The organism is Nitrospiraceae bacterium (assembly GCA_035623075.1).
Taxonomy (GTDB): Bacteria; Nitrospirota; Nitrospiria; order Nitrospirales; family Nitrospiraceae; genus DASPUC01.
On sequence record DASPUC010000049.1, the window covers coordinates 118,907 to 144,404 of the forward strand.

The 25,498-nt window shown below is 57.5% G+C and carries 30 protein-coding genes; 13 read left to right on the forward strand and 17 right to left on the reverse strand.

What is annotated here, in order from left to right; translation table 11 throughout:
* The first annotated feature begins 87 nt into the window (after positions 1–87).
* Entirely contained in the window at positions 88–633 is a 546-nt protein-coding gene (locus tag VEI50_14630; GenBank protein ID HXX76362.1) for a hypothetical protein, read from the forward strand.
* A gap of 17 nt (positions 634–650) precedes the next feature.
* Here VEI50_14630 and larB read toward each other — a convergent pair whose 3' ends face one another.
* Complete coding sequence (gene larB, locus VEI50_14635) at positions 651–1,457, reverse strand: nickel pincer cofactor biosynthesis protein LarB (protein ID HXX76363.1); 807 nt, start codon at positions 1,455–1,457, stop codon at positions 651–653.
* Positions 1,454–2,473: an NAD(P)H-dependent glycerol-3-phosphate dehydrogenase gene (locus tag VEI50_14640; GenBank protein HXX76364.1), complete on the reverse strand. Its 1,020-nt coding sequence runs from the start codon at positions 2,471–2,473 to the stop codon at positions 1,454–1,456. The genes larB and VEI50_14640 overlap by 4 nt, the downstream gene beginning before the upstream one ends.
* A 306-nt stretch (positions 2,474–2,779) precedes the next feature.
* On the opposite strand from VEI50_14640, the gene VEI50_14645 reads away from it, so the two are divergent.
* Positions 2,780–3,490, forward strand: a complete 711-nt coding sequence (locus tag VEI50_14645) for an outer membrane beta-barrel protein (protein HXX76365.1) — start codon at positions 2,780–2,782, stop codon at positions 3,488–3,490.
* Between the two features lie 99 nt (positions 3,491–3,589).
* Positions 3,590–3,940 carry a hypothetical protein gene (locus VEI50_14650; protein HXX76366.1) on the forward strand — a complete coding sequence of 117 codons (351 nt, stop codon included), beginning with the start codon at positions 3,590–3,592 and terminating at the stop codon, positions 3,938–3,940.
* Positions 3,941–4,031: 91 nt separating this feature from the next.
* Here the strand turns inward: VEI50_14650 and VEI50_14655 are convergent, their stop codons facing one another.
* The 3 genes from VEI50_14655 to VEI50_14665 all read right to left on the reverse strand — a co-directional run bounded on the left by VEI50_14655 (position 4,032) and on the right by VEI50_14665 (position 7,222).
* Complete coding sequence (locus tag VEI50_14655; GenBank protein HXX76367.1) at positions 4,032–4,832, reverse strand: arginine deiminase-related protein; 801 nt, start codon at positions 4,830–4,832, stop codon at positions 4,032–4,034.
* Positions 4,829–6,073 carry a TIGR00300 family protein gene (locus tag VEI50_14660; GenBank protein HXX76368.1) on the reverse strand — a complete coding sequence of 415 codons (1,245 nt, stop codon included), beginning with the start codon at positions 6,071–6,073 and terminating at the stop codon, positions 4,829–4,831. Before VEI50_14660 ends, VEI50_14655 begins: the two co-directional genes overlap by 4 nt.
* Positions 6,074–6,175: 102 nt before the next feature.
* On the reverse strand, positions 6,176–7,222 hold the full coding sequence (locus VEI50_14665; protein HXX76369.1) for a tRNA pseudouridine(13) synthase TruD: 1,047 nt from the start codon (positions 7,220–7,222) through the stop codon (positions 6,176–6,178).
* A gap of 109 nt (positions 7,223–7,331) precedes the next feature.
* Here VEI50_14665 and VEI50_14670 point away from each other — a divergent pair, with 109 nt between their 5' ends.
* Positions 7,332–7,994: a hypothetical protein gene (locus VEI50_14670; protein ID HXX76370.1), complete on the forward strand. Its 663-nt coding sequence runs from the start codon at positions 7,332–7,334 to the stop codon at positions 7,992–7,994.
* 11 nt (positions 7,995–8,005) lie between these two features.
* Entirely contained in the window at positions 8,006–8,842 is an 837-nt protein-coding gene (locus VEI50_14675) for a metallophosphoesterase (GenBank protein HXX76371.1), read from the forward strand.
* Positions 8,843–8,845: 3 nt separating this feature from the next.
* Here VEI50_14675 and VEI50_14680 read toward each other — a convergent pair whose 3' ends face one another.
* The gene (locus VEI50_14680; protein HXX76372.1) at positions 8,846–9,481 is read right to left on the reverse strand and encodes a HEAT repeat domain-containing protein; all 636 of its coding nucleotides are present in this window, start codon (positions 9,479–9,481) and stop codon (positions 8,846–8,848) included.
* A gap of 367 nt (positions 9,482–9,848) precedes the next feature.
* On the opposite strand from VEI50_14680, the gene VEI50_14685 reads away from it, so the two are divergent.
* Entirely contained in the window at positions 9,849–10,295 is a 447-nt protein-coding gene (locus VEI50_14685) for a MarR family transcriptional regulator (protein HXX76373.1), read from the forward strand.
* Positions 10,296–10,373: 78 nt separating this feature from the next.
* On the forward strand, positions 10,374–11,129 hold the full coding sequence (locus tag VEI50_14690; GenBank protein HXX76374.1) for an MBL fold metallo-hydrolase: 756 nt from the start codon (positions 10,374–10,376) through the stop codon (positions 11,127–11,129).
* Between the two features lie 11 nt (positions 11,130–11,140).
* Here VEI50_14690 and VEI50_14695 read toward each other — a convergent pair whose 3' ends face one another.
* The 4 genes from VEI50_14695 to VEI50_14710 form a co-directional block, all read right to left on the reverse strand.
* On the reverse strand, positions 11,141–12,001 hold the full coding sequence (locus tag VEI50_14695) for a transglutaminase-like domain-containing protein (protein HXX76375.1): 861 nt from the start codon (positions 11,999–12,001) through the stop codon (positions 11,141–11,143).
* Positions 12,002–12,057: 56 nt separating this feature from the next.
* A complete protein-coding gene (locus VEI50_14700; GenBank protein ID HXX76376.1) occupies positions 12,058–12,837 on the reverse strand; it encodes an ABC transporter permease in 780 nt (259 codons plus the stop codon).
* Positions 12,838–12,958: 121 nt separating this feature from the next.
* Positions 12,959–13,933, reverse strand: coding sequence for an ATP-binding cassette domain-containing protein (locus VEI50_14705; protein HXX76377.1), 975 nt, complete (start codon positions 13,931–13,933; stop codon positions 12,959–12,961).
* Positions 13,933–14,622, reverse strand: coding sequence for an LON peptidase substrate-binding domain-containing protein (locus VEI50_14710; protein ID HXX76378.1), 690 nt, complete (start codon positions 14,620–14,622; stop codon positions 13,933–13,935). The genes VEI50_14705 and VEI50_14710 overlap by 1 nt, the downstream gene beginning before the upstream one ends.
* A gap of 143 nt (positions 14,623–14,765) precedes the next feature.
* On the opposite strand from VEI50_14710, the gene VEI50_14715 reads away from it, so the two are divergent.
* Complete coding sequence (locus VEI50_14715) at positions 14,766–15,941, forward strand: lipocalin-like domain-containing protein (protein ID HXX76379.1); 1,176 nt, start codon at positions 14,766–14,768, stop codon at positions 15,939–15,941.
* 599 nt (positions 15,942–16,540) lie between these two features.
* On the opposite strand, the gene VEI50_14720 is transcribed toward VEI50_14715, so the two are convergent.
* Positions 16,541–16,843 carry a YdhR family protein gene (locus VEI50_14720; GenBank protein HXX76380.1) on the reverse strand — a complete coding sequence of 101 codons (303 nt, stop codon included), beginning with the start codon at positions 16,841–16,843 and terminating at the stop codon, positions 16,541–16,543.
* Between the two features lie 438 nt (positions 16,844–17,281).
* Complete coding sequence (locus tag VEI50_14725; protein ID HXX76381.1) at positions 17,282–17,434, reverse strand: hypothetical protein; 153 nt, start codon at positions 17,432–17,434, stop codon at positions 17,282–17,284.
* Positions 17,435–17,488: 54 nt separating this feature from the next.
* Between VEI50_14725 and VEI50_14730 the strand changes: the two genes are divergently transcribed.
* Complete coding sequence (locus VEI50_14730) at positions 17,489–18,520, forward strand: hypothetical protein (protein HXX76382.1); 1,032 nt, start codon at positions 17,489–17,491, stop codon at positions 18,518–18,520.
* A gap of 73 nt (positions 18,521–18,593) precedes the next feature.
* Here VEI50_14730 and VEI50_14735 read toward each other — a convergent pair whose 3' ends face one another.
* Positions 18,594–19,076, reverse strand: a complete 483-nt coding sequence (locus VEI50_14735) for a hypothetical protein (GenBank protein HXX76383.1) — start codon at positions 19,074–19,076, stop codon at positions 18,594–18,596.
* 91 nt (positions 19,077–19,167) lie between these two features.
* Between VEI50_14735 and VEI50_14740 the strand changes: the two genes are divergently transcribed.
* Positions 19,168–19,512 carry a hypothetical protein gene (locus VEI50_14740; GenBank protein HXX76384.1) on the forward strand — a complete coding sequence of 115 codons (345 nt, stop codon included), beginning with the start codon at positions 19,168–19,170 and terminating at the stop codon, positions 19,510–19,512.
* On the opposite strand, the gene VEI50_14745 is transcribed toward VEI50_14740, so the two are convergent.
* Complete coding sequence (locus VEI50_14745) at positions 19,502–20,119, reverse strand: hypothetical protein (protein HXX76385.1); 618 nt, start codon at positions 20,117–20,119, stop codon at positions 19,502–19,504. The genes VEI50_14740 and VEI50_14745 overlap by 11 nt on opposite strands.
* 233 nt (positions 20,120–20,352) lie before the next feature.
* On the opposite strand from VEI50_14745, the gene VEI50_14750 reads away from it, so the two are divergent.
* Positions 20,353–21,084 carry a methyltransferase domain-containing protein gene (locus VEI50_14750; GenBank protein HXX76386.1) on the forward strand — a complete coding sequence of 244 codons (732 nt, stop codon included), beginning with the start codon at positions 20,353–20,355 and terminating at the stop codon, positions 21,082–21,084.
* A 186-nt stretch (positions 21,085–21,270) separates the two neighbouring features.
* Here VEI50_14750 and VEI50_14755 read toward each other — a convergent pair whose 3' ends face one another.
* Positions 21,271–22,089 carry a hypothetical protein gene (locus VEI50_14755; GenBank protein HXX76387.1) on the reverse strand — a complete coding sequence of 273 codons (819 nt, stop codon included), beginning with the start codon at positions 22,087–22,089 and terminating at the stop codon, positions 21,271–21,273.
* 145 nt (positions 22,090–22,234) lie between these two features.
* Between VEI50_14755 and VEI50_14760 the strand changes: the two genes are divergently transcribed.
* On the forward strand, positions 22,235–23,248 hold the full coding sequence (locus VEI50_14760; protein HXX76388.1) for a hypothetical protein: 1,014 nt from the start codon (positions 22,235–22,237) through the stop codon (positions 23,246–23,248).
* Positions 23,249–23,357: 109 nt separating this feature from the next.
* On the opposite strand, the gene VEI50_14765 is transcribed toward VEI50_14760, so the two are convergent.
* A complete protein-coding gene (locus tag VEI50_14765) occupies positions 23,358–23,876 on the reverse strand; it encodes an O-acetyl-ADP-ribose deacetylase (protein ID HXX76389.1) in 519 nt (172 codons plus the stop codon).
* 51 nt (positions 23,877–23,927) lie between these two features.
* Positions 23,928–24,548 (reverse strand): class I SAM-dependent methyltransferase, encoded by a 621-nt coding sequence (locus tag VEI50_14770; GenBank protein ID HXX76390.1) that lies wholly within the window; start codon positions 24,546–24,548, stop codon positions 23,928–23,930.
* Between the two features lie 197 nt (positions 24,549–24,745).
* Here VEI50_14770 and VEI50_14775 point away from each other — a divergent pair, with 197 nt between their 5' ends.
* Positions 24,746–25,429 (forward strand): type 1 glutamine amidotransferase, encoded by a 684-nt coding sequence (locus VEI50_14775; protein HXX76391.1) that lies wholly within the window; start codon positions 24,746–24,748, stop codon positions 25,427–25,429.
* The last annotated feature ends 69 nt before the right edge of the window (positions 25,430–25,498 follow it).

Consider the following 25,498-nt stretch of genomic DNA (forward strand, 5'->3'; position numbering starts at 1 on the left):
CTGCGCGGAACGATCGTTGACAGCATCTCGGTACTGTGTTATCCCCTCAGCGCCGCGACTGTCGGAGATGTTTTTCTCATCCCTGTTATGAACACCTGGTACAAGCCCTTCCGGTGGCACCGATTGTGTTCTCGCTCGTTGACATGGCGCGGACTGTCATTTCTGTTCTGCGCCACAGTCGCCCTGTCGACCACGACGGAGGTGCAGGCCAAAGCCAAGCCGCAAATTCCCCGTCCAGAGCCGGAGCTGAAAATCCTCGAACTCAAAGTCACGCCGAATCCCTATACGATCGCCGGCGGTGCGTTGGAGTTTTCTGCGGTGATTCAATTGCCCAAGGAATTGAATGGGGGGACCATCCTCGAGCTTTCGTCTCTCGTCACCTCTCCCTCAAAAACATCCCTCCGGTTTCTCAACACTCGAAAACCAGTAGAGCCCCATACCACCACGGGCGGAGCCGATCCTCCGCGAATCTCGCTCGTGCTGACATGGGATGGCTTCGACCACAAGAAACAACCGGCTGTACCGGGCATCTATGCATTCGAAGTTCGGGCGAAACTGCTGGAGAACGGGGAGAAGGGACCGCGGACGATCATGGTCTCGTGGCCGAAACGAGGCACGATAGAGGTCAGGTAGCGTGCAGCGATCAGCTGTCAGTGACCGAGAGGGGGATGCTTCGACCGTGCTGATTGCTGATGGCTGACAGCTCCTTGTACTCCGAGCGCATTAATGCGATGCGCCAAACACCCGGCTCCGAAACCGTTATCGATGTTCATCACTCCGACACCTGCCGCACAGGAATTCAGCATCGTTAACAAGGCCGCCAACCCGCCGAAGCTTGCCCCGTAGCCTCGGCTCGTCGGCACGGCGATCACCGGATAATCCACCAATCCTCCAACGACGCTCGGCAGGACTCCGTCCATTCCTGCAACAACGATTGCGACCTTCGCTTCGATCAGGCGATGCTGACGCTCCAATAAGCGATGGATCCCCGCCACTCCCACATCGTAGAGAGTTTCGACATGACTCCCCATCACCTCAGCCGTAACTTTCGCCTCTTCTGCAACCGAGATATCGGACGTCCCGGCCGTGATGACGAGGACATGACCGCGTCGGGGTCGGTTCAGTTCTCGGATGGCCACGATCCGCGCCGCCTCGTGATAGACCGCGCGGCGATCGAGTCGTTTGATGATCGTCGCCACCTCTTTCGTTGCGCGTGTGGCTAGGAACGGACGATGGTGACTCAACAGGGATCGCGCGATCACGCGAATCTGCGCCGGTGTTTTCCCCTCACAAAAAATAACTTCCGGGAATCCCTGACGCAACGACCGATGGTGATCGAGAGAGGCAATCCCCAAATCTTCATACGGCAGGGTGCGCAAATGTTTTAGCGCCGTCTCGATCGAGAGCGTGCCGCTCCGGACCTTGGCGAGGAGCTGTCGGAGCTTCGTCGGACTCACGATGCACCCTTCTCCGCTTTGGCTTCTCGCTCCATCAAGTCAGTGACAGCTCGACGGCAGGATTTCCCCTCGAACAACACGGCGTTCACTTCCTGCACAATCGGCATTTCCACTCGATGCCGAAGGGCGAGCCCCTGTGCCGCCTTGGCGGTCCGCACCCCTTCAGCCACGGCATGCATCCCACTCAGGATTGCCTCCAGCCGCTCCCCTTGCCCCAATCGCATACCAACCATATGATTGCGGCTCAAGGCCCCTGTACAGGTCAAGACCAGATCGCCGACCCCCGACAACCCGTAAAACGTGCGCGGATCGGCCCCCATGGCCGTGCCGAGACGCACCATTTCCGCCAAGCCTCTGGTGATCAATGCTGCTCTCGCGTTGTGGCCGAGCCCAAGCCCATCGACGATCCCGGCCGCCAGCGCCATCACGTTCTTCAATGCGCCGCCCAATTGGACACCTATCACATCGTGGTCCGCATATACGCGCAATGTCGATGACATCAAAATCGACTGGAATCGGTTGACGACCGCGATGTTTTTTCCCGCCAGACACAGCGCGGTTGGTTGCCCTCGACTGACTTCCGTCGCAAAGCTTGGCCCGGATAACACCATCAACGACTGGTGACACGATCGTGGAAGCACATCCTCCATAACTTGAGTAATCAGCTTCAACGTATCTTCTTCAACCCCTTTGGTCGCGCTGATGATGGGTGTCTCATCGGAAAGCACGGGGGCCAGCTGTTGCATAACCGTTCGAGCGACGTGCGACGGAACCGCGAACAGGATGGTCTCGCATCCTTCCGTTGCCTGCACCAAGGAATTGGTGACCTTCAGCGTGTGCGGCAGCGCCACACCAGGTAAGAACCGAGAGTTCTCATGCGCGAGGTCGATCGCATCGACGACCTCTCTCTCGTAGGCCCAGAGTTGGACGGAGAGCCCTTTCTGAGACAAATGCTTGGCCAGTGCCGTTCCCCACGCTCCGGCACCGATCACCGTGATCCGATTCATAGCTGGCATGATGAGTAGGATGCCCTAAGTGGCGTGTAGTCAGTGGGCAGCGTGGATTCTCCGAACTGGTGCTAGCCGCGCGGATTATAGGAAGCTGGTTTTCCCCTGTCAACGAACAGGCTTGTCCACCAATGCACCAATCACCCTACAGTCAACGTTGCCCTGACTCATAAGCAATCCCACATATAGCGTTAGCAACGCGCCTAGATTGGCACACGGCTTGCTCCAGTTCGTCTGGATATCACATTTCCCTTCGCGCTCGATCGGTCGGCCTTTAGGATGGAAGTGTATCGAGATGGAATTCGGAGGATCCCCATGAAGACCGTTCGCTTCAGCACGGCGCTGCTCGTAGGTGTCTTCCTCCTGTTTTTCCTTGCGCAAAGCACCATCGAGCCGTCGACTGTAGAGGCGGAATCGTATTTTGCCGGACAGGTCGGTTACGCTTTCCCACAGAGTTTGAGTAATGGAAAAGTGACGCAAGATGGTTTCGGAGGACTCGACATCTCCGACCAACCCCTGAAGAATTCTCCCATGGTCGGCGCGAAACTCGGACACTACTTCACGCGGATTCGATGGCTTGGGGTCGAGACAGAGGTCACCTATTCGAACCCGCACATCAAACAAAGCTCAATTACCTTTAGCGGTCCTGGGGGACCTCCGGTGACCAGCCCCATCTTGGCAGGTGTTACTCAGCGCATGATTATGTGGTCGCCGTTGACGTTACTCGCTCGTTATCCGGGACAACGTCTTCAGCCCTATGTGGGTGTCGGTCCCGCGCTATTCTTCGCCCACCTGAATGGCCCAACGGCACCCCCAGGCCAATCGGGAACCGCCATCGGATTGAATGCGGAGGCTGGACTTCGCTATTACGTCACGAGGCATTGGTCTCTGTCGACGGAAGGCAAGTACAATCTCGCGCGAATCGGTTACACCTCCAACGATAGTAACCCGAACGCCGACCCCTTCGGTTTCAGAGCTACCTATAGCGTCGTCACTGTCTCGTTGGCACTCGCCTATCACTTCTGATCCCGATTCTCCCCACCCAAATTCCAACTAGCAAACCGATGCTGGTCCGTGTAGCTTATGAGTCTGGCGGAGAATTACTGATCTGCAGGAAAACGACCGATGAAGACCTGTCCCTCCTGCCAGCGACAACAGGCAGACCTGAATCGCTATTGTGTCGGCTGCGGACGACAGTTCGATGACGCACCACCGACCCCTTCCACACCAAGGGATACCACGCCGGAGGCTCTGAACCTTCAAGTACTCTATGGGATGGTGGGGGTGCTCGTCCTTGCGATTCTGTTTCCGCCGTGGGAAACACCTCCGTCACAGGCTCCGGATTTTCTTAGCATGCATTTCATCCTGGATCCCCCGACCCCCGACGCGGTGGTGAGTCGTCTTCTCCTGACGATCGAGCTCGTCACGATCGCCATCGCCGGCCTCTACGCATCGTTTCTGTTCAGAAAGAGATAGCAGGCAAGAGGTTCGCGGCGAGGGGCGAGAGGCCGGTCGTGGATCAAATCCCATCGCCTCTGGCCCCCTGCCTCTTGCTCCGAGCCCCAATTCAATCAAGAGCCAGTGTTAGGCACTTAGCGGACCCACCGGATTTCATGAACTCGCTCAGGGGGACGGGGTGGGGGCGATAGCCTCGCTCCTCAAGGAGCCGTTCGGTCCCGGCACATCCGGCGGGAAGAACCACGTGTTTTCCGACGCAGATCGCGTTACAGGCGAATTTGAGCGCATCCGCTTCGGATACGGCGAGTTGTTGGTGCGGTGCGATCCGGTCGGCAATCGCCGCCTGTCCGTATCGATCAAAGGCAGCAGGGAAGTAGAGAAGCTCGCCCCCACTCAACGGACAAAAGCAAGTATCGAGATGATAATACCGACTGTCCACAAGCTCGAGCGGAATGATCTCTCGATTGAACCACTCGCTGAGAAACGGAAAGGCTCGGATCTCTGACCGTTGACGGTACCCCCCGAACCATGCATCAGGAAACCCAAGGAGATCGCCGGCTCCTTCGAAGAACAACTCCTTTTCCAACGACAAGACCTCGAACCCGTTCGTGCGGAACCAGTCTTCAAACCACGCCTCTTCCGGTTGTCGTTCGGCATAACGAAATCGACTGGGAACGGCTCGGCGTCCCACCACGAGGCCGGCATTCGCCGTGAAAACGAGATCGGGCAACCCGGGCACTGGATTCATACGTTCCAGCACGGCGCCAACATCTTGCTCGAGAACCTGCATCAAACCATGCCACTGTCGAACAGCCTGGTCTCGGTTCACGGTATTCGATCGGCGCATCCAGGGGTTGATTTCATACTCGATGCCGAAATAGTCGGGGGGACAGACCAGCAGACGACTCATGAGGTCCAACCCAATTCTCGGGCTAGTTCGCGCAGAAACGAAGCGGCGTCCATCACCAAGCCGATGGCCTGGAAACTCCCCCGATCGGCCAGCTTCGTCAGCACAGCAGGATTCACATCGACACACACGGAAGGAATCGTAGCCGGCAGCAGATTACCGGTCGCCACGGCATGGAGCGTGGAGGCCACCAGCAAGGCCAATCCGACCCCGGGGATCGCTGCTCGCATGGCCTCCTGGGCCCTGACTGAGTCAGTGATCACACCAGGTAACGGACCATCATCGCGGATTGTTCCAGCCATGACGACCTGGACGTGTTTATTGATGCAAGCGGCCATGATCCCGCCCTTAATCACGCCGGACTCCACGGCAGCGTCGATGCTCCCGATCGCGCGGATTCGATTAATCGTCCGCAGATGGTGTTCGTGTCCATGTGGAACAACTCGTCCGGCCTGCTGCCCATACCCGAGTGACGTGCCGTACAATTCGACCTCCATGTCATGGGCTGGCAGCGCATTCCCGCAAAACAGGACGTGGATGAATTCTTCTTCAATGAGCCATGTCAATGCATCGCGTCCGCCCGCATGGATAATGGCCGGCCCTCCGGCCAGCAAAACCTTGGATGCCGGTCGGCCCTGGCGGAACCCTTCGCGCAGTGACATCATGCGTTTGGCGATATCGTGGATGACGTGACGGTGCGGACGCTCGGCGGACACCTGCGACTCCATGAAGCCGAATACGTCGCGGTCGCGCGGTCGTTCCAGAGGCGTGACGCGGATTCCCTCTCGGCCCGTGACGATCAGGTCTCCCCGTTTTACCGCTCCCATAGGCACGGTTCGGGCGATCGCCTTCTTTGGCTCGACAGCGACGCCGAGATCCATTTCAGTCCCTTCGACATCCACCCATTGCCCTTGGAGCCGTATTTGAGTCGGCAAATGTGTGGTCGCATAGAATTCCTCGGGGAAAATGCCGTTCGCTGGAGCCGGCTGGAGTCGGCAATCGGCCTCACGTTCGACCGAGGCTCCATGGGGCTGAATCCGGTGCAAGATGTCACTGAGTAATTGCGCGGTTCCCGCGCGCACGATTATTCTGGCCCGAGAGGATTCTTCACGCGTTTTACCGATCTGGACGTCCGCAAGATCGAATGACCCGCCCATCATCAGAATCGTGTCCAAGACCTTGGCCAGGATCAGCGAATCGATGATATGGCCACGAAGAATGACAGTTTCCTGGTGGGACGTCATGGAGAAAGCCTCAGATTGACGGGTCTGGTGAAATTCTACCACCCAGGCGCAAGGACAGGGGACAGATGGCTGACAACACCTCGACGAGCCTGTGTGAGGGCTCTAGCGCAACGAACTGCTTGACATCTCAGGCGTTTTCATGAGCTCTCGTAACACGCTCGTGGCATAGCCACTAGGTGGGAGGGCAAAGGAGAGGGTGAGCGTTGATCCTTTGAGAGACCATTCCAATTCCAGAAGCTGGAGCCTGAGCGATCGTCGTTCGCCGCGAAACCCGCATTCCTTCGCTGCTTGGATGAGCTGCTCTTTGCTCATACCTTGTTCCGTCAACACCGCCTGTTCGATCTCGCCCGGTTCGCCCTCAGCCCAGGAGACGCGAGAGCCAAACAAAATGCCGGTTGGACTGATTTCAAACCGATCGGCTCTTGGCTGTTCCCGGTCGCCGTCTTCCACGAGAAAACACGCGCCGTTCTCGGCTTTCATCGCCCAATCCCCGGTCAAGATCCGATCGAGTCGATCGATCCTCCTGGCAACCATCCGATTGAACAGATGGGACTGATAGCTATTGAGGTACCACATGCGCTTGGCTCGGCTCATTTTCTCCCGTCGAGCCTTGTCGATGAGCAACGAGGCTCCGGTCAGATAGTTGTCCCCCTCCCGTCCTTGCCGTTGCGGCCCAAAATAATTTGGCACTCCTCGGCGAAGCAGCGTTTCCACGATGAGCGGGACCGTCTCTTCCGCATGTTGAGCGACATCTCGGATCACGAGGCGGAAGGTGTTGCCGGCGTGGTGGCCGGTCCGCAATCGATTCCGATGCCGGCCCAGCACCTCAATCGCCAACAGCCGATCATCGGTCGGTATCCGTATGACATGCTGCGTATCCACTCCATGGAGCGAAACCATCTGAGTGGTCACGGCACGCGCATCCTTGAGTCCAGCCACACCGATCGCCTGGGTCCTGATGCCTAACGTTGAAGACAAACGTCGCACAAGATCCGGCGTCGAAAGATTCCGTTTCGTCACTCTCACATACAGATGCTCGCCCGTCCCGCAGGGTGCGTAGAGAGGACGTTCGACCACGTGAAAATCTTCAGGCGTGGTTCTGATCCGCCCTCCCACTCCCGGAATCGAAGCTGTAAGAAAAGGGTCCATCGGTGATTTCCCGGCTTCTTTCTAGATGCTTAGGCCTGTTCGGGAAAGGAGCGTCGGCCACGGTCAAGATGTACAAAAGCAAACGACATCATCATGGTATACTTTGGCCATGTTGCCTGGACCACGGTTCGTGGCAAAAGTCGCCATCCATCCTACCAGAGCCAAAACCTGTGCCATCGGACTTATGCTCATTGGAAGTAGCTTTGCGACACCCGCTCCCGAAGCAATTTCCGGCACCGCTGACGTCTTTCTGAAGTTTACTCACCACATCCAGCAGCAAATCGAACATGACAAACAAGCATTCTCAAAAGCCAGCGGTTGTACCAAGTGGTTCTATAAGCAAGAAAAGAAACCCGCACCGTCACCGCCCGCGCAGCGCATCGACTGGAAACAGGCCGGCTTGGCCCTGAGCGAAGACGAATGTCGCCAACATTACCCCGGTGGAATGGACGCGGTGCGTGAAGACTTCGGTAGAACTCAAACCTTCCTCTCCCTGAGTCTCACCTTCTACGAATTCGCACTGGTCGGCGACCGTGACGATGACGGCCTCTACAGCTCCGCCGAGTTGGAAGATCTGTTTCACGTGCTCACGCTGTCGTATGATGCGGCTCATTCCCCCTCGATACACGCCGAAGCGCTGACCGACCGATTCGATACCTGGTATTGGGCCCGCAACCTCGAAAGTTTGATGAACAGCATGGGCCGCCTCTATGAACGGGGTTATCGCGTCACGCCCGCCGATCGAGCCGAGTTGGACCGGGTCATGAAATGAGTCGCCGCAGGATGACATGGCCGGATCGTGCGCGAGCAACAATCGGCAGCTGGATGAGCGAGCCGTTCTACCGGTTTTTCAGCCTGATGCCCGGCTGGGAATTCGGGCTAACCAACCACGCTGTCTCCAAATTCAGTGACCGGCACAGGTCTCTGGCTGGCCGACGAGCCGTGCACCTGAGCGACCTGCATCTCGATCACTACCTTCCGCGCCACGACATGATCGTCACCATGGTCCGGGAGCTGCGCCCCCACTGGATTTTCATTACGGGCGACCTCCTCAACGTTCCGGAAGGGCTGCCGCATCTGTTCCGCTTCCTCGCGCAGCTCCGCCTGATCGCCCCGGTATTCATGACACTGGGAAACCATGACCATTATAGCGGCGTGCCGATCGATCATTACGCTGAACTCGCCGATCGGCACAAGCTCACGCTCCTGGTCAATCAAACCGTCTTCATTCCAACCGATGAAGGTGAGTTGGCCATCGTGGGAGTCGACGATCCATCGCTCCACCGAGCGGATCTGGACTGCCTTCCTCCTCGGACCGAGGGACGCTATACCCTGTTACTAGCCCATGCGCCCAACATCCTTGAACAGCTGGAAGAGCACCATCACGTGGATCTCATCCTTTGCGGACATAGTCACGGAGGGCAATGGCGCTTCCCCGGGGTACCGACGTTTTGGCTTCCACCCGGATGCAATGGTCGCATCGAAGGGCTGCAGCGTGCACGAGAACGCCGGCTCTACGTCAATCGCGGTCTCGGCTGGTCTTTTCTGCCACTCCGTTTGAATTGCCGGCCAGAGATTGTCTTGCTCGAATGGACCCATGACGATACGCAGGCCCGATAGGGATTACCCCTTGAGCCGCTCCAACGCCTCCCGCGCCCGGCTCCGAACTGTTTGATCCCAATCCTGTTCCATCACAGCCGTCAGCCGCTCCTTCGCATCGAAGGCCCGCACCCGCCCGAGCCCCAAGGCGGCGCAAGATCGGACATACGCATGGTCGTCCTCGAGTGCTTTTATTAATAGCGGTACAACCGTTATGTCTTGCAACACACCGAGATGACTGGCGGCCATACCGCGAATCCGGTGTTGTTTGTCCCCGACCGCTCGCTGGAGCGTGTTGACCAAGACATCCCTCAACATCGGCGCGATGACCTCGAGACCCTTGAGCCGATAATCGTTGAATTCAATCAATTGAAAGGCCAGATCCAACTTCTTGTCCGGCAAGGATTCCCGCTCAAATGCCTCGATCAATCGCGCACGAGCCCGCCGCTTCGTACGGTTGCGGCGAATCTTACGGATGATCGCGAACACTCCGGCAGCAAGTGCAAACCCGGCTATCGCGATCGGGATCGCTTGGTCGATAAGATACTCCTGAGTCTCAAGCGATAAGCGCTTCCAGACCCAGACGGAGGTGATCACGATCCCAATCAGAACGAAGATGGCCGTCAGATTCGCCTGCCCGGATTGCGTGCGAGGGGCCATGGGATGAGCATCATAGGGAGCCGGTGTTTGCCTCGTCAACGGAGCAGCCCCCTCGCTGCAAACTGGGAACATCGATGCTCTCGCACATCGAGCGTTAGATGACCTTGCGACTCGAATATTGAAGCGGCTGAACATACAGAACGGTTTTGCCAATATGACGTTACGTTTCGTTTCAGGGCAGCCCAGCTGATCCTCACGTGCGCGCGTCTTTCTCCCTCACCCAACCCTTGGCGCGCCGAGATGCCACTTTTCCAACAGACCGCGCGTTGCACGAGCACAGGAGGCCAATGGGTGTCCCTCTATGAATTTTATTGGTCCCCTATCCCACCTCTTGACCGATCGTTCTAACGCGGACTATTCTCTCTCCATGGACTTGCCCGATTTGAAGGACGACCCTTGCCTCAAAGTGTTGCGTCCGCTGGTCGAAGCCTACCTGGCCTTCTGGCGGACCGACAGTCGTCACATTCGCTCCTTGCGCTTGACTCCGTCACAATTCGATGTGATCGCGACGCTGGGTGATACCGACGGCATGACCTGTTCGGAACTCTCTCATCGAACTCTCGTGACCAAGGGGACATTAACGGGAGTTCTGGACCGGCTCATGGCGAAGGGCCTGATTCGCCGCGACGATGTCGAGGCCGATCGCAGACGCATCAGGGTCCGTCTTACCGAGAAGGGTGATGCCATATTTCGGAAAACGTTCGCCGCGCATATCGCGTTCCTGCGACCTTTTTTCGAACGGGCACTCAGCCAGAAGGACGCGGAGACGCTGAGTTCGCTGTTGTCGCGCCTGCGAGATAGCTTTCAGAAATAAGTTGAGGCCGACAATCAAGATAAGATAAATGCAACAGTCGCTTCCTCACTTAGCCTTAGCCTAGGCCTCTTTGAACCAATGCGCCTGACTATTCTCGGCTCCGGAACGAACGTGCATCCCAGGAGAGCAGCCGCCGGCTATCTCGTCCGGACCGACCATACGATGCTGTTGGATTTCGGGCCTCGCACGCTGAGTAATTTACTCAAAACCGGCGTCAACCGGCATCGCATCACACACATTCTCTTCTCCCACTACCATGCAGACCACTTCTCCGACTTCATTACGTTCTTCTTCGACGCCATGATCTTTACGAAATATCAACAAGGCCGGCGGCCTCCGCTCACGGTGATCGGTCCTCATGGAACCACCCGGCTGTTCCGAAGCCTCTTCGCCACGTTACCGGGATTCAAGGAGGCGCGGTTTGCGGTCCATTTCAAGGAGGTGTCGGATCGAGCCTTCTGGATCGGAAAGACAAAGGTGATTCCACGAACCGTGACTCACAGTCCGGATCTTCACTGTCTCGGGTACAGAATCGAATACGGGGGGAAGACCCTCGCCTATTCAGGCGATTCGCAATACTGCGACAATCTCGTGCGGCTTTGCGGAGACGCAGACCTGGCGGTGCTCGATTGTTCCTTTCCGGCCAATCGACCTGGTCCGGTTCACCTCCATGCGGGGGAATGTGGGCAGGTTGCGAAGGAGGCGGGAATCGGTCGATTGATATTGTCCCACTTCTATCCGATTGCCGAGCGGTACGACGTCAAGACCCAGGCGGGAGAGGCGTACGGCGGGAAGATTCTCCTTGCGCGGGACCGGCTGACCATCAAGCTCTAACAATCCCGCTTCTACAACCCACCTTCTTTACTATCCGATCCGAGAAGCTCAATGAAGGTCGTCAGCCGAGTCTTTTTGATCGGGTCGTCGAGTTTGGAATAGATCGCGAGTAGATTCTTGATCATGCGCGACAAAATCGCCCGGACCGGACTGTGTTGGAGATATCTGTCGTCGCACCCATAGCCGGCTTCCGTGAGGAAGCGCTGACAATTCTTCTCGGTCAGGAGCGCGCCTCCATTAAAGCAATCGATGAAAATCTTGTATCGCTCTGACTCGTATTTCACGAGGAAGTGGCCCGGCATGCCGATGCCGTGGACCGGAAGGCCGAGACGCTTCCCAATCAACAGATAGACCACCGACAGGCTGATCGGAATCCCCGTTCGTCGGTCGATCACGCAATTGAGATAGCTGTTCTCGAGTTCGTAGTAATTCTTGGTGTTGCCTTTGAATCCCTGCTCCGAAAAGAGATAGCGATTCAGCGTCTTCACAGTCTCTTCGCCTGACGCACGAGGACCGATTCGATCACGCACCTCTTGAGCCATCTCATCAAGTTGCCGTCCATAGGACGTCACATCCAGCGTGGGATAGGCATAGCGGGCGATCAGGAAGGCTCCCCGCTCGAGATCCATTTGCTCATCCGGCAGGGTCGCAAGCTGAACGAGCTCGTCTTCGAGTCTTCCGCCGCGAATTTCTTCGAGCACCGATGCAATGCGCTCCGCCATTTCCGGTTGTTCGATCTCGGCCTCTTGCAGCAACGGCACGGCCGTCGTGCCGATATCAACCAGCTTCCCGCTGATCGTTCTCACGATCTTCTCGTCTTCGTCCGCCAACAGGCGGATCAACGCGCGAATTTGACTTTCATTCACGAGCATCGAAGATCCTCCCTCTTTGCTCTTCCATCTCGCCGGCCCGCACGTCCGTCATCCTGCTAACCCATCGCCCGCCGGAAGGCCCTTGCCCCACCATATAAGCATAGCGCGTCAAAAATGACCATCACGACGACTACCATCCCTACATGCGGCAGGGCTTCAGCCCAGCTCGAGAGAATGAGCGGCCGCACCGCATCGATCGCCCAGGTCATCGGGTTGAATCGTGCCAAGAACCCCATCCAGCCCGGCATGGCCGCCAACGGCACCAACGCCGAACTCAGAAAAATCATCGGGAGCGACAGAAATCCCAGCACCGAAAAGAAGTCCCCATGGCTTTTGACCGAAAAGGCCATCGCCATCGAAATCGCCGTCAACCCTACCCCGAACATCATCCCTATCAATAATATTACCGCAACTCCGAGAAGTCCGGTCGCCGGCTGAACGCCGAATAGGAACGCCACGCCGAGAATTACCAACACTTGCAGCGACGTGATCGTCATCACGAAGATGAACCGGCTCAGAATGACGGAGGTCCGATGGATCGGCGTCGACATGAGGCGTTCCAAGAACCCGTTTTCCTTATCAAAGAGGAGATCCACCCCTCCGGCCAACCCGTTGTTCAACACGGTCATGACCACGACCCCTGCCGCCAGAAAGCTGATGTAGTTCGGAGCCTGCGTCACCTGGGCATCGGCCGCCCGCTGAAACAGGTTGCCGAAGAAGATCAACCAAAACAGCATCGGTTGGACGAGCGTGAAGAGCATGCTGAATTTTTCTCGGCTCAGGCGCCGCACCCACCGCATCGTCAAGGCACTGATTTCTTGCCAGTACTCTTTCATGACATGAAGCGTCCCTCGACCACGCTCGGGACAGCGAGCTTGTTGAACTGTGACACGTGAGGCGTGAAGCGTGAAGTTAGGGTAATGAGGCACGTTCCTCCCCTGTATGACGCATAGCGCATCACGTACTCCCCTCCTCTGCAGAAATATCGTCCTGAATGCGGCGGCCGGTGTGGGCCATGAATACGTCGTCGAGCCGGGGGCGATGGTATTCGATGAATTCGACGCGACAATCCAAACGGCTGGCCGTCTCGAGTATGGTCGGCAGCACCTTCTCCGGCGACTCGACCCGGATATCCAGCCCGCGGGCCGTGACGTTGACCGTACGAATGGCCGGCAATCCTTTGATCGCTCCCGCCAGGGCCGGCAGTCGGGTGGCGTCGTGAATCGTCAGCGCGACGATGTCGCCACCCAGCCCCACTTTGAGTTCAGTCGGCGAGCCGAGCGTTTTGATCTTTCCGGCATCAATGATGGCCAACCGATCGCACAATTGATCTGCTTCGTCCAGATAGTTGGTCGTCATCACGACTGTCATGCCTTGCGCTTTGAGCATGCGCACATAGTCCCAAATACGAAGGCGACTCTGCACGTCCAATCCGAGCGTCGGCTCGTCCAAAAACAGAATTTTCGGGTTCGGGAGGAGTCCGCAGGCGATGTCGAGCTTGCGCTTCATTCCGCCCGAATACGTCTTGGCTGGACGATCGGCATGGGCTTCGAGTTCAACGAGCTTGAGCAAGTCTCTGATCCGCCTCGTGCTTTCGTCCTTCGCCAAGTGATAGAGCGCCGCGAGCAATTCGAGATGTTCGCGACCGGTGAGAAAGCGATCGATCGCCCGCTCCTGCGGAACGTACCCGATCAAATGTCGCACGACGTCCGCATCCTTCACCGTGTCGTGTCCCAAGACTCTGGCGAATCCCGACGTCGGATGAAGCAGGGTGATCAACGTGCGAAGGGTCGTGCTTTTCCCGGCACCATTAGGCCCCAGCAGTCCGAAAATTTCGCCTTGGTAGACCTGAAAGGAAAGATCCTCGACGGCCTTGTGTCCGTCATAGGTTTTTGACAGGTGAGACACCTCAATCGCGACCGCCCGATCCATTACCCCCAACCCTTCGCCCCGTGAGGGTCGTGCATCATGAAATGGAGCAGATCGCCAAGGCGGCGAGCCTGTTGGTGAAGACTCTCGGCTTCCAACAGAAACTGCTTTTCCAGCGGTGTGCATTCGAGATATGTCGACACAGAATTAATGAGGATGTCGTCGCTGACTTCTTCCCGGAACAACGCCTGCCAGGTGGGCGCATCATCGCGCGACTTGAGAAACTCCTCCAATGTCTGCACCAGCTTGGCTCGGACTGTGGGATCGAGCCTGCCGCCCGTCGCGCGAGGCGTCAACCTGATGCTGGCCTCACGATAGGGACGCTCGAAGTGCTCGGCCTGGATTTCATATCGCTCAAGGCCTTGGAGCAGGATATTCGACCGGCCATCGGCAAGCGGTTGCATGCTCACGATCCGGCCCACGCTGCCCATCGAGAAAATGGGGGGATTCCCATAATAGTCCGATTCCCAACCTTCTTTGAGCAAGACCATGCCGATGCACTGGTCTCGCATCGCCGCATCGGTTACCATCTGACGATAGCGTGGTTCGAAAATATGGAGCGGCAGATACGTCTTGGGAAAGAAGACGGAATTCGGAAGGGGGAAGATTGGAATTCGAGTTGGAATGGGAAACGGAAGGGATTTATCCTGGGGCTCGCGTCCTTGATTCTCGCGCTCATGATCAGTCTGCATGGTTCACGATAGCCGATGGTTGCCAAAATTGTCAACGGCGCGAGCCCATAGTTGACGCGGCCTCCAGCGGAGAAAACCATGATCAATATTGGTGAATTGTGCGTTCGGTGCACGCATGTTCGAAGCGGCATCATCAAAGCATCATGAAACGAAACACCACAGACTGTAGCGGCTCTCAACGAACGTTAGATCGAAGACGGATCGCTCGCACGACGGTCTTCGCCCTGTGCATCGGCGTGTGTTTCGGAGGTGTGCTCTTCGCCGCTGATCCGGTTCAGGAATTTCGCCTGGCCGCACCGGGGTATCAGTATGCGTTTCCCCGCGACCATGGTTCCCATGATGACTTTCGAACCGAATGGTGGTACTACACGGGCCACCTCACGACCAAGAACGGACGCCGGTTCGGCTACCAATTGACCTTCTTTCGTCGCGGCATCCCTCGCGACCAGGTCAAAACGCTCCCCTCTCAGTGGTCCATCACGCAACTGTACCTCGCGCACTTTGCGATCAGTGACTTCGCCGGCGAACAATTCCAGTATGCCGAGCAGATCAGCCGAGCCGGTCTGGGCAAGGCCGGCGCCGAGCGGGACCGCCTCCATGTCTGGATTGATCAATGGAGCGTCGAATCACCGATGGCGTCTCCGCTCACCCAGAAGATTCTCGCATCGAACGGTGCCATCGGGATTCAGTTCACGTTGTCGCCGGAAAAGCCACTCGTCGTTCACGGCCTCGGCGGCATCAGTCGCAAAGGGCCCGCTGCGGGACAAGCGTCCCACTATTACTCATTTACCAGGCTCGCCACCACCGGCACGTTGTCGATCGGGACCGAGCAATTTAACGTCACTGGAACCACCTGGATGGACCACGAGTTCGGCTCGGCTGACCTTGGACCGGACCTCGTGGGATGGGATTGGTTCAGCATGCAACTCGAGAACGGTACCGATCTGATGCTTTATCGGCTCCGTCGCACCGACGGATCAGCCGATCCCGCTTCGAGCGGCACTCTCGTTGATCGCGACGGCCGGACGCAGCACCTGACGGTCAAGGATTTCTCTATGGAGCCCACCGCCTACTGGACGAGCCCCAAATCGACGGCCCGCTATCCTCAGCGGTGGCACATTGTGATTCCTTCCAGGCATCTAGACCTCGACACTATTCCCCAACTCGCCGGTCAAGAGCTCGTTACTTCACGCAGTACACAAGTCACCTATTGGGAAGGGGCGATAGAGGTGAATGGCGTCGCGCAGGGTAAGACGATCAAGGGTCAAGGGTACATGGAGTTGACGGGGTATGCGGAGCGGTTCACCAAGAAATTGTAAGAATGTCACGGGGACGGTGCCCCACCTGCTCCGGCGCTTCGGCGCGACCACACTAAGTTTCCCATCTGCTCGACGCCGAAACTCGTTCCGTTCCTTGCTTCGCTAGAACGGAACTTCGAACATCGACGTCGCCAGCCTGCAGCTGGGCGCAGCTGATCAACAAGTGTGGTGCCCGTGCCTCAGCGCATGTCGCAGGTAGGGCAACCGTCGCCGCCATCACTGAAGAGAGAGAGGAGGGGGAGGGAAGAAAAGAACAGTGCTCGCCGTCGTCTTCGACGACCGCTCCGACCACCCCTTCAACCTCTCGCGAGTCGCCAGCAGCGCTCACCATCTGTCGAGGGAAATTCGATCAAACGTGAAGGGAATATTTGTCGCCAGCCGACCGTATCGACAGGGCTGTCCACGCCTCGCACCGTTAGCGCCGTGCCTCAGCGCAAGTCGCAGGGAATTCACCGTCTCCGTCACTATCTAGAGGGGGATGGGGAAAACAAGAACGGTCTTCGCCATCGCCTTCGGCGAACAAGTGAGTTGAGCGGCGGGCCGTCCGCTCAAACGCGGGGTTAGGCGTCATGCTTCCCGTGCCGCGACTCTTGGCGGCGTCACGCGCGAGCGTTCTCCACGAGCGTGGCAATCTGCACGAACTCGACGCTAGGGCGTACGCCGTAGAGACCTGTTACGCGCTCCAAAAGCGCATCGGTAAAAAAGGCTTTGGCCGCGTCCTCTGAGTCCCAAACGTAAAAGTTCGTGGCCTCACGCTTTCCGGAGTTGACCGTGAAGGCCTTGGAACGTAATCCAGGCATTCCCTCAAACCTCGCGCGTGCTGTCGCCGCGATCTTCCGCACAGCTTGCTCATCGAAATTGTCTCCGTAGCGAAACGTTACAAATACACCGATCATTGCCATATTCCTTCCGAGCGTAGGTATTAATGCCGCTGGGCGGCCTGTGACGCCCAACAACGTTTAGGCCGATCCGCGTAAAAGCCGGATCCGCCACTATCTGTCTGTGTAACACGCCAATTGATTTTGCGAGCATAGCGCTATTCTGTTCGCCGTTTCAATGAGATATGGCCACGAAGTCATTTATTACGGGTTCTAATGCGATCAGCAGGTAACGTGGAGAACGGGGCGCCTGGGGTCTTTGGTCCTTTCTTAGGGGGTGCCCCAATTGGTCTCCCACTGCGCGCAGTGTTTTTTCGCCCGCCCGCCCATCGGCACGCCGAGACGTGCCGTTCTCCCAGGCGAGCACCGCCAAACAGAACTTGTTCGACCCGGAGCCATTGGATGGTTCTTGGCGACGGGATAAAAGCCACTTTGCGTACGTGCCCGGGAGCAAGCGACTAACTAGATGCCCTCCACCAGCGTTCCGGGAGCAAGAGGACAACCATGCCGCTCCGCCCCATCTTGCGTGCGGGTCGCGCGAGCACAGGAGACCAATGGACTACGTTCCTTCTCTTGTGTGTCGCGTTCCGCGAGCACAGGGACTGACCAGCCCATCCCACCTCCATCCTTGACTCAACGGCGACCCCTGTGATTAGGTCCACAACTGTCATGCTGATTCACATTGCCGCCACATTCGCCTCCCTCGCGCTCCTGCTCTTCAGCTTCGGCTGCACGAAAGACAGCGAGGCGATCGTCTCGATCGCGTTGCATCCGACCAATCCCAACATTCTCTACGTGGCCACCAACGATGCCGTCTATAAATCTCGCGATGGCGGGCAAACCTGGGAACGGTTCCCCAGTTTCAGTGCGAGACGTGTGACGACCGTCGCCATCGATCCGCAGCTGCCGGCTACGATCTACGCCGGCACGATGGGCGATGCGGTCTACAAGAGTCCCGACGGCGGCCAACACTGGTTGCCCCACAATGTCGGATTGAAAGAGCACGTCTCCTTCGTGAACCAGTTCGTTTTCCATCCGGCACTCAGCGAAAAGATCTACGCGGCGACGACGGTGGGCGCTTTCCTCACGAATAACGGAGGCCGTGAATGGGGAGAGCGGATGAACGGCATGAAGGAGGTGCACATCGTCGTCTCCATCGCAATCAACCATAAGGACCCGACGGTGCTCTACGCCGGAACCACAGGCGGGATCTACCGTTCAGACGACGCGGCGGCGTCTTGGAAGAAAATCAACAACGGCCTGATTCCGGAACAGGAACTCATGGCGTCGATGGCCTTGGGTGTCAACGTCATCGAAATCGACCCCGTAAATCCCGATATCGTCTATGCCGGGTCGACAAAGGGCCTGTTTCGCACGCAGAATCGAGGGGAATCCTGGGAACGGATCGGCCAAAGCCTCCCCGATCCCTTCGTGAGCAGCATCCTGATTCATCCCACCGAATCATCCGTCATCTATATCGGCGGACCGCAGGGAGTCTGGAAGAGCAAAGACAGTGGAAAGACTTGGCAGGCCATGAACCAGGGGCTCGCCACGCTCAATATCAGGGCCCTGGCGATGGCGCCAAAAAACTCTCAGACGGTCTATGTCGGGACGAACGGAAGCGGCCTCTATCGATCGATCGACGCCGGAGCAACCTGGGTTCCCCTTCCACTCAAGCCTGCGCCCCCGGCAGCAGGCTGAGGCCGAGGTCAAGGCTGAGGTTGAGTGCACTCTGATTCATTCCCGTTCAACCTTAGCCTCAACCTTGACCTTCTTAGTAACCTGACTTCGCTCCCGCGCCCCCCTGCTGGTAGCGGCTGCTGTACTCAAGCATTCGATCGGATAAGGCCTTCCACTCGTCGGCCGTCATCAACTCCTTCATCTTGAAGCGCAGACCCAGAATTTTCGTCCCGGTCCGCATGCGCTGATTGTATGCGTCATCGAGGATTTTCGTGAACTCTTCGGGGGATGCCGTATAACTGGCGTTGAGGGTATAGAGCTGGCGATGATAGGTGCGCTCCTGTTCGCGTCCGGCTTTCAACTCGGTGACGATCTCACCGACAATGGCCTTGACCTGCTTCGCCTTGTCTTGATCCTTTACGGTCCGGTCGACCAACGTCTCCATGTCCTGTTGGCCCCTCTGCCAGTAGGCATCGGTCTTACCACTTTCCATCATCCCGTGATGGTGATAAGACGAACAGCCACCGAACACCAACAGACCTGCCAGCCATAACACGGGCCATCGAGTCTCTCTCATACGTGCCCTCCTCGTCGTGCTAGATGTAAAGAAATGATCGCTCTTCTGTTGTGTCCAAGAATCATCCTACCGTATCATCTGCTTCATCACGATGTCTGAAGCCACCCCCTCACCTTCTGACCCGATCGATCAGCTGCGCGAGGAATTCCGCACTCACCTCGAGACGTTCTACGCGCGGCTGAAACTTGCGCCCCCGTACGAGAGTGTGGAGCAAGCGATCCGAGCCCTCACGACTGCCGTCCGTGCCCTGCCGAAACCGGAGCAGTCACGCATAGCCGCCGATTCCTCCTTGCGTTGGCAATACTTTTGCCACGCCTTCCAGTCGTCCGGTCTCAGCAAGAAGCACCGCGGCATCATTGCCGGCCTGGCTTGCAATCGAGCGAGCCTCGATCTTCCTCCGGAATACGACCAGTTCCTTAACCTATTCAAAGCATAGCCGGCGACTCGAGGGCTTCGCGCAGTTCGTGATAGACGAGCGTCAGCCGGCCGTTCTCCAAACGATAGGCCAAGACCACGACGAGCGCGCCGAACGCGATGACCATCGCTCCGAGCGCCGTGATGCCAAGACCCATCACCACTCCGCTGAGAGACGACAAGCCACCCTGAGCAACATACGACGCGAAGAACGTGAGGGTTCCGCCAATCACAACGAGGAACCACGCCAATGTCAGCAACGCCGAGGACCAAGGAATACGTTTGATGCAGAGCAGGCCGACACGCCCCGGCTCGGTCGTGATCTGAACTGATCCCTTGATCGGCCAGGCGGTTCGAAACCCCACGGCAAAGAGACGGTAGCGGGGACGCAGCCCGATGAGATTCGTCTCCGGAAAGAACCGCGCGATCCCATGAGGCAAGACCAGCGCGCCGTTGCCATCAAATCGCTGGACGAGCACGGAACGTTCAAGTTGAGGGAGGTGATCCTGCAGGCGAGCGATCGTACAGCCATACCGTACGGCATCCGGCGTCAAGCGGACGAAGTAGAGCCAATCGCTCACAATCAATCCCAGGAACAAAAGGCCGGCAAACGCGCCCGCGAGCAGCATGGCCGTACCTATCCCATAGGCGCCAACGATGAATCAAGCGGCGACCTCGTCAAAACTGTTGACTCAGTGCCATGAGTTGGCTAGAGTAGCCCCGTTTGTTTTGAGTTGGCGGGTCTCCTCGCTCCATTCAGGTGCTCCGCCGTTACAGATTTTCCCCCACTGCCTTGCACTGTCGTCTCGTCCCTGCCTCATCGGGGAGCGCAGGTAGCATGAGGTGCGGGGTCGGAGGTGGCATGGATCTGAAGAAAGTCGAACGCGTCTATACATCCTACGCCGGAGTCTACGATCACATCTTTGGGAAGGTCTTCCACGAAGGACGTGAATCCGCGATCAGGAATCTGAACGTGCAGCCGGACGAAAAAATCCTTGAGGTGGGGATCGGCACCGGACTGGCGCTTCCCATGTACCCCAGGCATTGCCAGATCGTCGGCATCGACTTTTCAGAAGGGATGCTGGAAAAAGCCAGGCAGCGGGCGGCCGAACACCGGATGAGCCATGTGCAACTCCATCGCATGGATGCCGGTGCGATGGAATTCGAGGACGACAGCTTCGATACGGTCGTCGCCGCCTACGTCGTCACGGCCGTGCCGGACTATCGCAAGGTGGTTAACGAAATGATTCGCGTCTGCCGGCCCGGCGGTCGGATCATCATGTTGAACCACTTCAGCAACGGCAACAAGATCATCGCCGCGGTGGAAAAAGTGATTTCGCCGATCACCAAGCACCTCGGATGGCGAACCGACCTCTCGCTGGACACCGTTCTGGAGGGAACCGACCTGCACGTGGCCCGCAAACAGAAGGTCAACCCGCTCCGCTTATGGGCCCTCGTCGAATGTGTGAATGGGAAGAATGGGCATGAAGTCGAACCCAAACATGTCAATGGCGTGAGAAGCGGTTCAATGGTTTATTCACACCTGAACGGATACCACGCGACTGAACCCTCGAGTGAGCAAGCCACCGCATAACAGGGCCTTGAAAAAGCCGTCAGCTTCGTTCTCATATCGCTCAGACTTTCGACGTACCAGACAACGTGCGCCTCAGTTTCTTGCTTACTGCGGCTGGTCGCGGAACGAAGCGTCTCGGCGTTTCGGGCTGGGCGGGTGGAAAACAGACGCCCTTTTTGAACACCCTGCGGTCTTTCTTCGCATCTTCTACGCATCCACCCACCGCCGCTGTTCCAGTAATTTCCAACTCAGCCATTCTTCTCCCGGGATAATCGTATTGCCCACCAAACATTGACCCGCATAGCGCTGGACGATCGCGTCGGCGACATGTGACAGGACACGGGATGTCACCTTGCTCGGATTGCCGACGACCTGGAGAACCAGGCCGAACCCCGGGCCGTCGAGCGGGCCGTAGAGCACCACGTGGATCCCCTTTGCTCTTGCCGAACCACGGCCTGACGTCGGCACAAGATTACCTTCCCATTGAATCGCAGCATGCCGGCCTCTGGCGGCTTTGGCATCACGCCATGCACAGGGTAAGCCCGCCCGGTCCAACTCTCCGAGTAACCAATCCAAGGTCGGCCATTCCGCTGCCTCGCTATGAAACGACCATTGCGCCACCGACTCGCGCGATGGCACGTCGTTCAACGGCATCGCTACTTCTTCAAGTTCTGCCTGGTCACATACGACGTAGAGTTCTCCTTGGGGATCGAACCAGAACCGGAATTTTCCCCCCGCCGTCTCCGCCTGAATGATGCTGAGCGTCGAGCAATCGGCGCCTTCCTGCTCGAAGATTGAAAAATCGGTTACTCCCTCCATCGTGAGCTTGGCTACCCGCGCTACCTGGCGGATCCGATAGCGGATCACGACCGAGACCATTGTGTCAGCCAACACCTCACGACCAGATCCTTCGTCGTACAGCCGCCGCTTGGACATCTGCACATCGGTCACGTAGCCGCCGCGAAATCCTCCGGTATGGCCGAGTAACCAGCGAAGATCCTCTTTGGATTTGATCGGGTGTTTCATCGAGGTAATTGTAGCGCAGGGGGAACCGGAGAGATAGAGTCTACGCACAATTCGATCAGAGAGAGATGTCCGCACTTTCTGTTCGTACAGGTTTCAGGTACCTTCTTCACGGTCATTCGGTAGGACTGCGTGACGGAGTAAAGCCGTGAGTCTACCGGTATCGCGATGGAGCCTGGTTGTTCTGCTTGTGACTGCGAGCGTTTCATCCGGTTTTGCTTTGGACTGGGTCCCGACCGATGAGGAACTTGCTAAGTATCAGCAAGCCTGGAACCCACCGACCCACGGCACAACCCTCACCGGCAGCGCTGATGTTTCCCGCCAAGGACACTGGTTCGTTCGTGCTTACGTGCAAGGCATGATCGGGAGCGGAGAGTCCGAACAAAATGCGCCTGCAAAGAACACAGCCGCTCCCTTCAGCCCTGATGCGGTCACGCCGGTGGCCATTCTCTATTACGGACTCACCAGTCATGTCATGCTGGGTTTAGGCGTTTCGGGTATCTATTGGCATTCCAACAACCCGGATCCGGAGGGGGGAACATCCGGAGCAGGAATCGGCACGACCAGCCTCATCATGAAGTACCGGCCGATCATCCAGGATCCCGACTCCTGGCGTCCGTCCATTGCTTTCTACAGCAAGGTTTCACTCCCGACGAACGAGTGGTTCGGCACACCGCCGATCCCCGGAGGATTTACGCCTCTGTCGCGCGTTCCTTCCAGCAGATTCGGTGCGATCGCTTTGACGGAGGGGATCCTGTTTCGTAAAAATCTCGAGCCGTTCAGAATCAGTGGCAACGTCTATTACTCTTACAACCTCCCGGGTTCCGGATCGGAGCCGGGAACGGTGTATGGCGGAGACTTGCTCCTCACCCATTTGGCGCTCGAACATGTCTTGGATGAGCAAACTGGATTCGGATACCTCCTGGAACTGACGACGATGAATCAGTTCGCCACCAGACTGGACGGTCACCCAGTCAACACCACACCGTCCAGGTTCTACCTCGTCGGTCTTCAGCCGGGCCTCGAATACACCTTTTCCCGTTATGAATCGGGAGCCAAATTGGTGGGCGCGATTGGAGTCATGTTTACCGTCGCGGGGGACAATGATATCCGTGCCATTTACCCGAACATCAGTTTCAAATATTTCTTCGAACAGCCCTAGCAGGCGGCCGTCGATTCCTCGCTACAATTAGTAGAGTCCTGAAACCGTCTGTCGTTCAACCTGTTCGAGCGGCGTTCTCAATCCAGAACATAGCTGGCGACCCCTCGGGTTAACGCGCGTGGTCGCCGAGCTGCTGTTTGTAAACCGCGAAATCACCGGCTGAGAAGCAACAGAAAATCACTTCGCGTATCGCTGTGAATTCCGACAACGATTTCCGAACTGCATCGACAGCCACCCGCGCGGCCAGGTCCATGGGATAGCCATAGATGCCGGTGCTGATGCTCGGAAAAGCCACGCGAGCAATTCCATTCGCAGCGGCGATCTCCAAGGAGCGACGATAACAGGAGGCGAGCAGTTCCGGTTCGCCCTGCCGGCCGCCGTGCCACACCGGTCCAACGGTGTGAAGGATGTACCGAGCCGGCAGGCGATAGCCTTTCGTGAGTTTGGCATCGCTGGTTTGGCATCCCCCCAACAACCGGCACTCCTGTTCCAACTCCGGTCCGGCGGCGCGATGAATCGCCCCGCAAACTCCACCACCAGGAAGCAGCGAGGTATTCGCGGCATTGACAATAGCGTCAATGGTCAGCGTGGTGATGTCAGCGCGAATGGCTCGAAGGGTAGCGGACATAGTGAAATGGCGGGAAGGATGGTTCCAGGCATCCTTCTCTCTGATCGTCCTTTACGTGATGGGCTGCCACTGAAATCGGAAGTAAACAAACCGCAGCTCAGACTCCCAAGGCGTCACGTGCGTCTCTCGACGAACCTCCTGCAGCCGAAACTCCGGACCAAGCTCTGAAAGGATGGAGGATTCATCGTAGCGCTGGACATCGAGGCCGCTGCATTTCGGTGGACCCTCCAACGCGAACGTGGCGATGATGACTGTGCCGCCAGGCTGTAACGTCCGGCGTAAGGTTGTCACGTATGCTCGACGGTCATCTTGCGCTATCAGAAAGTGAAAGACCGCCCGATCGTGCCAGAGGCCGAAACGATGCGGAGGTTTGAATGTGGTCACATCCGCCTCAAACCACTCGACCTTAGAGGCTCGTGCGCCGAGACGGGCGCGGCTATGACTCAAGGCGACGGCGGACACATCGAGCACGGCAATTCCCGTGAAGCCGGCGTCCAATAAACACTCAACGAGTACGGAGGCTCCACCACCGACATCAATGATCCCAGCATCTTTGCTCAAGCCAGCCGCGGTAATGAGCGCCAGCGAGACGTCCGGGCGGCGCTGATACCAGCTCACATCCAGCGGCCCTTTCGTCTCGTACACCTGGTTCCAGTGTTGCTGACGATTCATGCATTCACTGCCTGTTAGCTTTGGTCTGAAGGTTGGATATATGCTCGCGCTTTCATCATTACCCCCTCCCTACAACAGAACAGCTGTAATTGTCCTATAGACTGCCCTCCTGTACGCTTCATGGCTTGAAGTCCCAATGCAAGTTACGCTATGCCCTAGAAACAGTGAGAGCGTAGTTCCATTCCCTTGAGGTGTCAATGCGCGCGATTTGCCTTCAACATGTTCCCTTTGAAGGGCTCGGAGTCTTTGCGACAGCCCTGAGCAATCGAGGCGTAAGTCTCGAGTGTTATTTTGTTCCCAGGGACGGCTTGCCAAAGGATGCAGGCGATTTGCTGATCGTCATGGGCGGGCCGATGTCAGTGAACGATCCGGATGGGTGGATCGTCGAAGAGACATCGTTCATTCGATCCGCGCTGCTCGCCGGCAAGCCGGTGATTGGTGTGTGCCTCGGCAGCCAGTTCATGGCAAAGGCGCTTGGAGCGACAGTACGGCCCGGGAAATCCTTGGAAATCGGCATGACGCCGATCCAGTTGACGCCCGACGCAATGCACGATCCGGTCTTCAAGACGCTGCCGGATTCGTTCGATGTCTTCGAGTGGCACGGAGAGGTCTTCGACCTGCCCAAAGACTGTGTACCACTGGCCGGTTCAGCAGTCGCCCCGCTCCAAGCCTTTCGGTATGGAGCCCGCGCCTACGGGTTGTTGTTCCACCTAGAAATGGAAGCATCTGGTATCGACTCGTTGTGCCGAGAATGTGCACCGGACCTTATAAAAGCGCGACTGACCGCTCAAGAAGTGAAGACCGCTGCGATTCCGTACCTCCCCGCTCTGCACCAGTTCGCCGATCGACTGATTGACTATCTGCTCCCTCCACAACGTTGATTGCTGGTTGGTTTCTGAAGTACCCTGAACAGCTCAAACCAAGCGATCAGCTGTCAACCTTCAGCTAGA